The following is a 10,848-nucleotide window of genomic DNA, read 5'->3' on the forward strand; positions in this document are numbered from 1 at the left end:
TTGGAGGAGCACACCCCTGCCAAATGTCGGTGCCCGCTCGTAGGCTGTCTGCATCGGCAGCGGGGTTCCGGCGGCCGGCGGGCGGCTGGCCCCGTGCCAGGTGACCTGCCGTGCCGGGAGTCCGCCGAAGCACAAAGGGGTCTCACATGTACTGTTCCATCATCCCGCCGTACCTGCTCCGCCGTCTGGCTGCCCAGCGCGAACCACGGCTCTCCGGGGCCGCCCGTGCGGCAAAGGAAGCGCTGCTGCACGTCAGGAGCTTCCGGACCTCCCGTGCGGCTCCCGGTCCCGTTATTCCCCCCGGCATGCGGGAAATCAAGCCCTCCCCGCCTGAGCGCACCGTCTACGACGCCAAGTTCGCGGAGCAGTTGCCCGGCAGCGTGGTGCGCAAAGAGGGGGAACCGGCCACCGGCGACCCGGCCGCTGATGAGGCGTACGACGGCCTGGGCCACACCCACCGGCTCTATGCCGAGGCGTTCGGCCGGAACTCCATTGACGGCAACGGCCTCCACCTTGATGCCACGGTCCACTTCGGCCGCCTGTACGACAACGCATTCTGGGACGGCCGGCAGATGGTCTTTGGGGACGGCGACGGCCAGGTTTTCCAGCGCTTCACAAAGTCCCTGAGCGTGATCGGCCACGAACTCGCCCACGGCGTCACCCAGTACTCGGCAGGCCTGGCCTACCGGAACCAGGCGGGCGCGCTGAACGAATCCATGTCCGATGTGTTCGGCGCCCTGGTGGAGCAGTACGTGAAGAAGCAGTCGACGGCGGAGGCCAGCTGGCTGATCGGCGAGGGACTCTTCACGGACCAGGTCCAGGGCCGCGCCTTGCGCTCCATGAAGGCGCCGGGAACGGCGTACGACGACGATGTGCTGGGCAAGGACCCGCAGCCGGACTCAATGGAAACCTATGTGCACACGAGTGCCGACTACGGCGGCGTGCACATCAACTCGGGGATCCCCAACCGGGCCTTCTGCCTAGTTGCCACCACTCTGGGCGGCAAGGCCTGGGACGCGCCGGCGCAGATCTGGTGTCACACCCTGACCGGCGGCACCCTGGCCGCCAATGCCACCTTCGGCGCCTTCGCGAAAGCCACCGCAGCGTCCGCGGGGGAACTCTTTGGCGCCGAATCCGCGGAGCATGACGCCGTCCTGTCCGCGTGGGAAACTGTGAAAGTGAAGATCCCGGGAATCAGACGATGAAGCAACCCTTATGAAAACCACAGTCAGATGAAAATCACCGTCCAGCGCAGCGGCGGGATTGCCGGCATGAAACGGACCTGGTCCGTGCTGGCGACCCCTCCGGATGACAGGGAGCTCTGGCAGCCGCTTGTGGAGGCCTGCCCCTGGGAGGACGTCCCAAAAAACGCCCGGTCGGCTGCCACCGGCCAGCCGGACCGCTTCCTCTACAGCATCCGCGCCGGCCAGCGGCGGGCCACCCTGCCGGAGCAGGCCGTCACGGGACCTTGGCGGGACCTCGTGGACCAGGCCCGGGCCACGGCAGAATCGTCACCCGCCGCGCCGGGAGGCCCGCCGCCGTCGGACGGACTGCTCGGGCCAGCGGGCTGAACTTCCGGTCAGACCGCTGCGGCCATGTGACCGCGGAAGGTGCGGCGGTAGGACTGCGGGCTGGTGTCCAGCACCTTGGCGAAGTGGTGCCGCAGCAGCACCGAGTGCCCGAAGCCGGCTTCCCGTGCGATTTCGTCGATGTTGAGGTCCGTGGTCTCGAGCAGTTCCTGGGCGCGCAGCACCCGCTGGGAGTTAAGCCAGGCCGCCGGGGTGGCCCCTGTCTCGGAGCGGAACCGCCTGGCGAACGTCCGCGGCGACATGTGGACGCGGGCGGCCAGCTCGTTGACGGAATGGTCCTCGCCCAGGTGCTGCACCATCCACAGCAGCAGGTGCTCCATTGGTTCGGAGCCGCAGGGCGGGATCGGCCGGTCGATGTACTGGGCCTGGCCGCCGTCGCGGTGCGGCGGAACCACCATGTCACGGGCGATGCTCGCCGCCACCGTGGCGCCGAACTCCATCCGGACCAAATGCAGGCAGGCGTCAATGCCCGACGCCGTGCCCGCACTCGTGATGATCCGGCCGTTCTCGACGTAGAGGACGTTCTCATCCACCAGCGCAGCGGGATACCGGCTGGCGAGCTCCTGGGAAAAGTGCCAGTGCGTTGTGCAGCGGCGGCCGTCCAGCAGGCCCGCCCGGGCCAGGGCGAAAGCACCGGTGCAGATCGACATGACCCAGGCCCCGCGGGCGTGCGCGGCCCGCAGTGCGTCCAGGACGGATTCAGGGACATCCCTGTCCCCGCCGTAGGGAGTCATGATGACCAGGTCCGCGTCCGCTGCGGCGTCCAGTCCGAGCCCCACGTGCATGGACAGTCCGGACCTCATCGGGACATCGCCCGGCGCGGGGGTGCAGACCCGGAAATCAAACGCGGGGACGCCGGTTCCCCGCGCCGAGCGGTCCATGCCAAAAACCTCAAAAGCGGTCGCAAACTCGAAGATCGAGAAGTTGGGGAGCACAATCATGGCCACTGATTTAATCATGCCTCCAGTGTGGCAGAAATTATAGCTTTTTGGGCATTTCTGCCACTTCTTTTGTCCACGTCACCGGAGAACCATGGAGCTATGGAACTCTTCGGAATCGCCCTCATCGTCCTGATCATCACCGCCGCCGCCGCCACCATCGCAGCGCTCCGCAAGGACGGGCTGGGCCACAACCCGCCCGTCCGCTCGGAGGACTCCTGGACCGCCCTGGACCTGCCCAGCAGCAGCTACACCTACCGGATCTTCTGAGCCCCGGCGAAGACTGGCCTGCACTGCACCTCCCATCACCGCCCGATGCCCGGCCCCTTCAGGGACCGGGCACTTCCCTGTCGGACGGGCACTTCCCTGTCGAACGGGCACTTCCCTGTCGGACGGGCACTTCCCCGTTCCGGAACTGCCGCGGGGACAGTTCCCAGTAGACTGTCTCCAGCCATGACATTGCATATTTCCTACCCCGCCGAGCTGCCGGTTTCCGAGCGCCGCGAGGACCTGATGGCGGCCATCGCCGCCAACCAGGTGACCATCATCGCCGGCGAGACCGGCTCCGGTAAGACCACCCAGATTCCCAAGATGTGCCTGGAGCTTGGTCTGGGCGAGGACGGCCTGATCGGCCACACCCAGCCGCGTCGGCTCGCCGCCCGCACGGTTGCCGAGCGCATCGCGGAGGAACTCGGCGTGGAGATCGGCCAGGAGGTCGGCTTCCAGGTCCGGTTTACTGGCGAGGTGGGCCGCAACACCAAGGTCAAGCTCATGACCGACGGCATCCTGCTGGCCGAAATCCGGCGCGACAAGCTGCTGCGCAAGTACAACGCCATCATCATCGACGAGGCCCACGAGCGCAGCCTGAACATCGACTTCATCCTCGGCTACCTCAAGCGGATCCTGCCGCAGCGGCCGGACCTGAAGATCATCATCACCTCGGCCACCATCGACCCGCAGCGCTTCGCCAGGCACTTCGGCGGCGAGGAAGAGCCCTCCCCGATCATCGAGGTCTCCGGACGCACCTACCCGGTCGAGATCCGCTACCGGCCCCTCTCCCAGCCCGCCGGAGGCGCCAGCACCGCCGGTGACGATGCCGCTGAAGATACAGTCGCAGCCTCCGACGACGAACTGGAGGAGGACCGCGACCCTCTGGACGCCGTGTGCGACGCCGTCGACGAACTCGCGCTGGAAGCCCCCGGCGACATCCTGATCTTCTTCTCCGGCGAACGCGAGATCCGCGATGCCGCCGAGGCCCTCAACGCCAGGATCCAGTCCAACCGCCGGCTCGCCGGCACCGAGGTACTCCCCCTCTTTGCCCGGTTGAGCCTGCAGGAGCAGCACAAGGTCTTCCACCCGGGCAGCAAGCGCAGGATCGTGCTGGCCACCAACGTGGCCGAAACCTCGCTGACGGTGCCGGGCATCAAGTACGTCATCGACACCGGCACCGCCCGCATCTCGCGCTATTCGCACCGCACCAAGGTCCAGCGCCTGCCGATCGAGCGGGTCTCCCAGGCCTCCGCCAACCAGCGCTCCGGCCGCTGCGGCCGCGTGTCCGACGGCATCACCATCCGGCTTTACTCGGCGGAGGACTTCGAGTCCCGGCCGCTGTTCACCGACCCCGAGATCCTGCGCACCAACCTTGCCGCCGTGATACTGCAGATGACCGCCATGGGCGTTGCCCGCGGACCCAAAGACGTGGAAAACTTCCCGTTCGTGGAGCCGCCGGATTCGCGCGCCATCAACGACGGCGTCACCCTCCTGCGCGAGCTCGGCGCCCTCAGCGCCGCGCGCCCGCAAGGACAGGCGGGCGACAGCGACGGAAGCGGAAGCCGAAGCGGAAGCGGCGGCGGGCTCACCGCCGTCGGGCAGCAGCTGGCGCAGTTGCCCGTGGATCCCCGGCTCGGCCGGATGATCGTGGAGTCCTGCAAGCGCGGCTGCGTCCGCGAGGTCATGATCCTGGCCGCGGCCCTCACCATCCAGGACCCGCGCGAGCGCCCCCAGGGCGACGGCTCCGGCAAGCAGCAGCTCGCCGCGGAAAAGCACGCGCGTTTCCGCGACGAGAACTCGGACTTCACCGGTTTCCTGAACCTCTGGAACTACCTCCAGGACAAGCAGCAGGAGCTCTCCTCCACAGCGTTCCGCCGGCTCTGCCGTGCCGAGTTCATCAATTACGTCCGCGTCCGCGAGTGGCAGGACCTGTTCGCCCAGCTCCGGCAGCTGGCCCGGCCGCTTGGCATCAGCCTGGACAACAAGCGCCTGGCCGATCCGGTGGGCCTCCACGAAGGCATCCACATCAGCCTGCTCTCCGGCCTGCTCAGCCACGTCGGCATCCTCGACGAGCGCAAGCGTGAGTACGCCGGCGCCCGCGGCAGCCGCTTCGCGATCTTCCCGGGCTCTGCACTGTTCAAGAAATCCCCCACCTTCGTGATGGCCGCGGAGCTCGTCGAGACCAGCCGGCTCTGGGCCCGGGTGGCCGCGAAATTCGATCCGCTCTGGGTGGAGCAGGTGGCGCCGGACCTTCTCAAGCGCAGCTACAGCGAACCGCACTGGTCCAAGAAAATGGGCTCGGTGATGGCCCAGGAGAAGGTCACGCTCTACGGCGTGCCCATCATCCCCAGCCGCCGGATCAACTACGGCAGGGTGGATCCGGAGCTGTGCCGGGAACTCTTCATCCGGCACGCCCTGGTCGAAGGCGACTGGCAGACGCACCACAAGTTCTTCCACCGCAACCGCGCCCTGCTCCACGAGGTCGAGGAGCTCGAGGCCCGGATGCGGCGCCGGGGCATCCTGGTGGACGACGAGACGCTGTTCGGTTTCTATGATGCCCGGATCGGCAAGGAGGTCGTCTCCGAACGGCACTTCGACAAGTGGTGGAAGGATGCGCGGCAGCAGGATTCCACGTTGCTCGACTTCGACCAGGCGCTGCTGATCAGCGAGGACGCCGATGCGCTTGACGATTCGGCTTATCCGAAGACCCTGCTGCATAAGGGCTTTGAGCTGCCGCTGAGCTACGAGTTTTACCCCGTGGCGCCCGGCTCGCCACCGAATCCGTCCGACGGCGTCACCGCCGAGGTTCCGGTGCTTTTCCTCAACCAGCTCGACGACGCCGCCTTCCGCTGGCTCATTCCGGGCCAGCGCGTGGAGCTGGTCACGGCCCTGATCAAGTCCCTGCCCAAGCAGGTGCGCAAGAACTTCGTGCCGGCACCGGACGTTGCGCGCCAGGCCGTGGCCGCCCTTGAGTCCGATTTTGACCCGGCCACCGACGAGCTGGAAGCGTCGCTGGAGCTGGTCCTGCGCCGGATCCGCGGGCAGGTCATCCCGCCGACTTCCTGGAACTGGGACGCCGTGCCGTCACATCTGCGGGTCAGCTTCCGAGTGGTTAATTCCCAGGGCCAGGTCCTGGACGAGGGCAAAGACCTCCCGGCGCTGCAGGAACGGCTGGCGCCGGCCACCCGCCGCGCGATCGCCGAGTCACTGGGCGCCACGCCTGCGACGACGGCGCCACAGGCGGGCAGGCGAGCCGCCGGACAGGCCACCGGCAAGGTCAACGGTAACGGTCCAGGCAACGGTCCAGGCACCGGCACCGCCCCCGCGGCGGCGTCGGACTCTACCGCCCCGACCGGTTTTGCCGAGACATCCGGCCTCACCGCCTGGTCTTTCGGGGCTGTGCAGCGCCAGGTCCAGGGCACCGTCAAAGGCCATACCGTCACCGGCTACCCCGCACTCGTCGACGAGGGCGGCACAGTGGCGCTGCGGCTCTTCCAGACCGGCTCCGAGCAGGAACAGGCCATGCGCGGCGGCGTGATCCGGCTGCTGGCACTGAAGGTTCCGCCGCCGGACCGCTATGTCCTGGAGCACCTGAACAACACCGAGAAGCTGACCTTCAGCCAGAACCCGCACGGCTCCGTCACGGCCCTGATCGCAGACTGCGCCCTCGCCGCGATCGACAAGCTCACGCCTGCCGAGCTGCCCTGGGACGAGGCGTCCTTCAACGCGCTGTACGAGAAAGTCCGGGCCGAGCTGATCGACACGGTCTTTACCGTCACCGCCGTCGTCGAACGCATCCTTGCCAGCACGCGGCGGATTGAGAAGGCACTCAAGGGCACCACCAGCCTGGCCCTGATCAGCGCCCTCAACGACATCAGGAGCCAGCTGGAACAGCTGGTGTTCCCCGGTTTTGTGGCACGCACGGGCTACGCCCAGCTCAGCCAGCTGCCGCGCTACCTCGCCGCCATTGAAAAGCGCCTCGAGAAGCTTCCCAGCAACGTTCAGCGCGATGCCGAGCGGATGTCGGCGGTCCAAGCGCTGGAAGACGATCACGACGACGCCGTCTCGGCGCTGATGCCCGGCCGCCGGGCCGGCGCCGAGTTAACCCAGGTCCGCTGGATGATTGAGGAGCTCCGGGTGAGCCTGTTCGCCGTCGAGCTCGGGACCGCCTATTCGGTCTCCGAGAAACGGATCCGCGCCGTGCTGAACAGGGCACTGGCGCCGGTGTAGCGTTTCCGCAACCTAGGCGTCCGGGACGTGCTCCGCGAATCCCGCGGTCCGAAGACCTTCGCGGAGCTTCTCCGCGTTGGCGTCAAGCCGTGCCGGGTCCGGGTTCTTCTCCACCGAGCCGAAGTCGAAGTCGGCCATGGTGTTGGAGGGCCAGACGTGGACGTGCAGGTGGTTGATTTCGTAGCCGGCCACGATGAGTCCGGCCCGAGCTGCGTCGAACACCTCGACCTGGACGGCGCCGATCTTCCGGGCCACCTCCATGACCCGGGCGAGCAGCACCGGGGAGGCGTCCGTCCAGCGGTCCACCTCCTCGGTTGGCACCACCAGGGTGTGGCCGTCGGCGAGCGGGCCGACGGTGAGGAAGGCCACCACGTCGTCCTCGCGCCACACGAAGCGGCCGGGGATCTCGCCGCGGATGATCCTGGTGAAGAGTGTGCTCATGCGTCTGCCCTTTCCGACGGGGACCCCAGGGTACTGGCGTCCAGGACAAAACGGTACTTCACGTCGCCGGCCACCATCCGGTCATAGGCCTCGTTGAGCTGGTCCGCGCGGACCACCTCGACGTCGGAGACGACTCCGTGCTCGGCGCAGAAGTCCAGCATCTCCTGGGTCTCCGCGATGCCGCCGATCAGGGAGCCTGCGTACGCAATCCGGCGGCGGATCAGAGCGCCCGGGTTCACCGGCGGCATGTCCTCCGGGGCAAGTCCCAGCTGGAACAGCGCACCGTCCACGCGCAGGGTCCGGAAGTAGGGGTTGAGGTCGTGGGGTGCAGCGACAGTGTCGATGATGACGTCGATGCTCCGGTTGGCGGCATCCATGGCTGCTTCGTCGCGGGACAGGATCACCTCATCCGCGCCGAGTTCGCGGGCTGCGGCGATCTTGGATTCGGAGGTGGTGAAGACCTTTACTTCGGCGCCCATCGCCTTGGCCAGCTTCACCGCCATGTGGCCCAGGCCGCCCAGACCCACGACGCCGACGACGTCGCCCTCCTCGACGTCGAAGTGGCGCAGCGGGGAGAACGTGGTGATCCCGGCACACAGCAGCGGCGCGGCCGCAGCCGGGTCCAGGGATTCCGGGACGCGGAGCACGTAGCGGCGGTCCACCACAATGGAGGTGGCGTAGCCGCCCTGGGTGATGGCGTCCGCGTTGCGGCGGTCCTTTGCCCCGTAGGTTCCGGTCATGCCGTTTTCGCAGTACTGCTCCAGGCCATCGAGGCAGCTCTCGCATTCGCGGCAGGAATCGACCATGCAGCCCACGCCCACAAGCTCACCGGGGGTGAAGTCGTCCACGGCGGAACCGACACAGCTGACGCGGCCCACGATTTCGTGGCCGGGAACCAGCGGGTAGTTCTGGGTGCCCCACTCACCACGGGAGGCGTGGACGTCCGAGTGGCATAGTCCGCAAAATTCGATCGCGATCTCGACGTCGTCTTCCTTCGGCGCGCGGCGCGCAACCGTCAGGGCAACCAGACCGCTCTCGCTGGAGGTCGCGCCGACGGCGGCCGCGAACCGGGGGCCATCAGCGGCCTCTGACGCGGTGCTGAGATCGGGGAGCGGTTTGGCAAGAGGCGGCGGCACGGGGCGTCCTGGAGTCATGTTCCGACGCTACCCCCGGGGCCTCAACATCGCCAGTCAGGAGCCTCCGCCAAAGAGCGGGCAGGACCGGCTTGCGGGTGCGACTAGCGACCGCCACTTGCGCGGTAGTCTGCCGCGTTGTACTGGATGCGGAGCTCTCGGATCTTGTCGCCGTCAAAGTCAAAGAACTCGGCGAAGCGAATGGTTCCGTTGGGGAGCTCAGCATCGTAGAGCACTGCCGCTCCGCCCGATGTGACGACGGCCTGAAGGATCGCGAGGCCGCGGACCGATTCAATGAAACCTCGCACCCCGTGTGTGAACCGGGTGCCGCCGGCCATTCGGCCGGCAACCGGCCCGTCGAACACGAAGTCCTCCGAGAGCAATGTGAGGAGATCCCGCCCATCCCGGTATAGCTCGGCACCGCCCGTGAGGATGCCGTAGTAGCGCTGAAGAGTGGGCGATTCGTCGATGGTCACTGCGGCGGACATGATTCCTCCAAGAGGCCAGAGATGCGTATTAGTTGATAGTTTCCAGCTCTCACTTGATTAAGTCAAGTAAGTTGATAGTCTGGTTCCGTGAAGACGTATGGGCAGTACTGCGCGCTGGCGCGAGGACTTGACCTGGTCGGTGATCGGTGGACGCTACTGATCGTTCGCGAACTGCTGTCACTTGGAGAGTGCCGGTACGTGGACCTGCAACGCGGCCTACCGGGGATTGCCACCAATTTGCTTGCAGCCCGGCTTCGCGACATGGAGCTGGCCGGTTTGGTGCTGCGCTCGGAACTGCCCCGCCCCGCGAAAGCAGTCGTGTTTTCTCTGACGGATCGCGGCGCCGCGCTCGAGGGTGTCGTCCGGGAGTTCATCAAATGGGGCGCACCGGTGATGAGCGGCCCGATGCCTGAAGAATCCTTCCGTGCGCATTGGCTGCTGCTGCCGCTGCGCGCCCTGTGTCGAGACAACCATCCCGCAGCTCCCCGGCAGCTGGTGCGTGTCGGGACAATTGACGACGGATGCGACATTACCGCGATGGTCGGCACCATTCGGATCACCCCGAGCGGGCCGCACGACCCCCCTGATGCCGTGGTTGATGGTGATCCCGGTGCTCTCGTTGCCCTGTTCGCGGGCCAGCTGCCCGTCAGTGCTGCGGCTACGGCGGGGCTCATCACCGGGGACATCGGTGCGGTGCGCCGCGTTATCGGCGGCATCCGGGCGTCTGCGGCGGTAACAGTACCGTGACGCATCCGCCCTCGACCGGGATTTGTCTTCTTCAGGAAATAGCCGCAGCGCTCAAACCCGACGGGCCGATCGATCTGGGCACAATGTTCCGAAGCCCTGGGCTGCGCACCGGAAACAAGATCGTGGCCTTCCTCGGCCACGGCGACCGCCTCATCGTCAAGCTTCCCCGCCCACGTGCCGCCGCCCTCGTGGACGACGGCATTGCGGAACCTGTCATCATGGGCGCGCGCACAATGCGCGAATGGGTCGCGATCCCTGCATCACCGGATCTGGAAACTACGCTGCAAGCCTGGACCGCACTCACCAGAGAAGCGCTCCAATACGTCCGCCTATCGCCCTGAGGCATTCGGCGCCGGCCGGACACCGCATTTTGAGTCACCCGGTGAGGGTTGCCTGAGGTGTTCGTAGCGGGCTCTACGCTCGTTGAGCTGGCGCCGGTTCCGTCAAAGCACCCCCCTGGAGTGCCGAGGACTCACCCCATGATCCCGGCAGCCATGACCCGCACCACCGCCGGGGACACCGCGGAATCGCTGATCGCAGCCGTCGTCCCGCCACCAAACTGGAGGGAACGGGTCCGAACTCGATGGACACCCGCGCGGGTCTTGATTGTCACAGGTGCCCGATAGCCTGTTTCTATGGACGGTAATAGGGGGTCCGAGGTGGTTACTTCGGCAGGCGGTGTGACGGTCATGGAGGTGGCCCGCTCACTGGCCGCTGTCCGGCCCTGCCATAACGACGACGACGGCGGGGCCGGGCTGATCGGTCAGCTCCGGGACCTCGAGGACCTCAAATCCGCCGCGGCAGCGTTGCAGGCCCGGATCGCCGTTGCCTTCGAACTCATCCAGCGCCGGAAACAGCGCGACACGGAGCGCGGCGCCGGGGCGCCCGGCACAGATCCGGGTGCCGGGCCCGGCGCAGGGCACGGGTCCGGGGTGGGTGCGCAGATCGCGCTGGCCCGGCGTGAATCCCCCGCCCGCGGCAACCGGCTCCTGGGCCTGGCCACAGCCCTCGT

General features: G+C 67.1%; 10 protein-coding genes and 1 pseudogene. 7 read left to right on the top strand and 4 right to left on the bottom strand.

Features of this window, described 5'->3' with window-relative positions; translation table 11 throughout:
• The first annotated feature begins 146 nt into the window (after positions 1 to 146).
• Together RCH07_RS01280 and RCH07_RS01285 are read left to right on the top strand one after the other, a co-directional pair.
• Positions 147 to 1,205, top strand: a complete 1,059-nt coding sequence (locus tag RCH07_RS01280; protein ID WP_326965641.1) for a M4 family metallopeptidase — start codon at positions 147 to 149, stop codon at positions 1,203 to 1,205.
• A 27-nt stretch (positions 1,206 to 1,232) separates the two neighbouring features.
• Positions 1,233 to 1,571 (top strand): protealysin inhibitor emfourin, encoded by a 339-nt coding sequence (locus tag RCH07_RS01285; RefSeq protein ID WP_326965642.1) that lies wholly within the window; start codon positions 1,233 to 1,235, stop codon positions 1,569 to 1,571.
• Positions 1,572 to 1,579: 8 nt separating this feature from the next.
• Here RCH07_RS01285 and RCH07_RS01290 read toward each other — a convergent pair whose 3' ends face one another.
• Positions 1,580 to 2,548: a GlxA family transcriptional regulator gene (locus tag RCH07_RS01290; protein WP_326965643.1), complete on the bottom strand. Its 969-nt coding sequence runs from the start codon at positions 2,546 to 2,548 to the stop codon at positions 1,580 to 1,582.
• 81 nt (positions 2,549 to 2,629) lie between these two features.
• Between RCH07_RS01290 and RCH07_RS01295 the strand changes: the two genes are divergently transcribed.
• Entirely contained in the window at positions 2,630 to 2,797 is a 168-nt protein-coding gene (locus RCH07_RS01295; RefSeq protein WP_326965644.1) for a hypothetical protein, read from the top strand.
• A 183-nt stretch (positions 2,798 to 2,980) separates the two neighbouring features.
• On the top strand, positions 2,981 to 7,027 hold the full coding sequence (gene hrpA, locus RCH07_RS01300; RefSeq protein WP_326965645.1) for an ATP-dependent RNA helicase HrpA: 4,047 nt from the start codon (positions 2,981 to 2,983) through the stop codon (positions 7,025 to 7,027).
• A 12-nt stretch (positions 7,028 to 7,039) separates the two neighbouring features.
• Here hrpA and RCH07_RS01305 read toward each other — a convergent pair whose 3' ends face one another.
• The 3 genes from RCH07_RS01305 to RCH07_RS01315 form a co-directional block, all read right to left on the bottom strand.
• Entirely contained in the window at positions 7,040 to 7,468 is a 429-nt protein-coding gene (locus tag RCH07_RS01305; protein WP_326965646.1) for an HIT family protein, read from the bottom strand.
• Positions 7,465 to 8,622: an NAD(P)-dependent alcohol dehydrogenase gene (locus tag RCH07_RS01310; RefSeq protein WP_326965647.1), complete on the bottom strand. Its 1,158-nt coding sequence runs from the start codon at positions 8,620 to 8,622 to the stop codon at positions 7,465 to 7,467. The genes RCH07_RS01305 and RCH07_RS01310 overlap by 4 nt, the downstream gene beginning before the upstream one ends.
• 83 nt (positions 8,623 to 8,705) lie before the next feature.
• Complete coding sequence (locus RCH07_RS01315; protein WP_326965648.1) at positions 8,706 to 9,089, bottom strand: hypothetical protein; 384 nt, start codon at positions 9,087 to 9,089, stop codon at positions 8,706 to 8,708.
• Positions 9,090 to 9,176: 87 nt separating this feature from the next.
• Between RCH07_RS01315 and RCH07_RS01320 the strand changes: the two genes are divergently transcribed.
• From RCH07_RS01320 to RCH07_RS01330, 3 genes and pseudogenes are all read left to right on the top strand, one after another.
• Positions 9,177 to 9,836 carry a winged helix-turn-helix transcriptional regulator gene (locus RCH07_RS01320; RefSeq protein ID WP_326965649.1) on the top strand — a complete coding sequence of 220 codons (660 nt, stop codon included), beginning with the start codon at positions 9,177 to 9,179 and terminating at the stop codon, positions 9,834 to 9,836.
• Between the two features lie 83 nt (positions 9,837 to 9,919).
• Positions 9,920 to 10,177 (top strand): hypothetical protein, encoded by a 258-nt coding sequence (locus RCH07_RS01325; RefSeq protein ID WP_326965650.1) that lies wholly within the window; start codon positions 9,920 to 9,922, stop codon positions 10,175 to 10,177.
• A 348-nt stretch (positions 10,178 to 10,525) separates the two neighbouring features.
• A pseudogene (locus tag RCH07_RS01330) lies at positions 10,526 to 10,848 on the top strand (hypothetical protein); the annotation flags it as partial.

The organism is Arthrobacter sp. CG_A4 (assembly GCF_035985125.1).
Lineage (GTDB): Bacteria > Actinomycetota > Actinomycetes > Actinomycetales > Micrococcaceae > Arthrobacter.

What these genes read in the sequence shown, in the direction of transcription:
- RCH07_RS01280 (WP_326965641.1), top strand. Translation starts at nt 147, where the DNA reads ATGTACTGTTCCATCATCCCGCCGTACCTGCTCCGCCGTCTGGCTGCC.
- RCH07_RS01285 (WP_326965642.1), top strand. Translation starts at nt 1,233, where the DNA reads ATGAAAATCACCGTCCAGCGCAGCGGCGGGATTGCCGGCATGAAACGG.
- RCH07_RS01290 (WP_326965643.1), bottom strand. Translation starts at nt 2,548, where the DNA reads ATGATTAAATCAGTGGCCATGATTGTGCTCCCCAACTTCTCGATCTTC.
- RCH07_RS01295 (WP_326965644.1), top strand. Translation starts at nt 2,630, where the DNA reads ATGGAACTCTTCGGAATCGCCCTCATCGTCCTGATCATCACCGCCGCC.
- hrpA (WP_326965645.1), top strand. Translation starts at nt 2,981, where the DNA reads ATGACATTGCATATTTCCTACCCCGCCGAGCTGCCGGTTTCCGAGCGC.
- RCH07_RS01305 (WP_326965646.1), bottom strand. Translation starts at nt 7,468, where the DNA reads ATGAGCACACTCTTCACCAGGATCATCCGCGGCGAGATCCCCGGCCGC.
- RCH07_RS01310 (WP_326965647.1), bottom strand. Translation starts at nt 8,622, where the DNA reads ATGACTCCAGGACGCCCCGTGCCGCCGCCTCTTGCCAAACCGCTCCCC.
- RCH07_RS01315 (WP_326965648.1), bottom strand. Translation starts at nt 9,089, where the DNA reads ATGTCCGCCGCAGTGACCATCGACGAATCGCCCACTCTTCAGCGCTAC.
- RCH07_RS01325 (WP_326965650.1), top strand. Translation starts at nt 9,920, where the DNA reads ATGTTCCGAAGCCCTGGGCTGCGCACCGGAAACAAGATCGTGGCCTTC.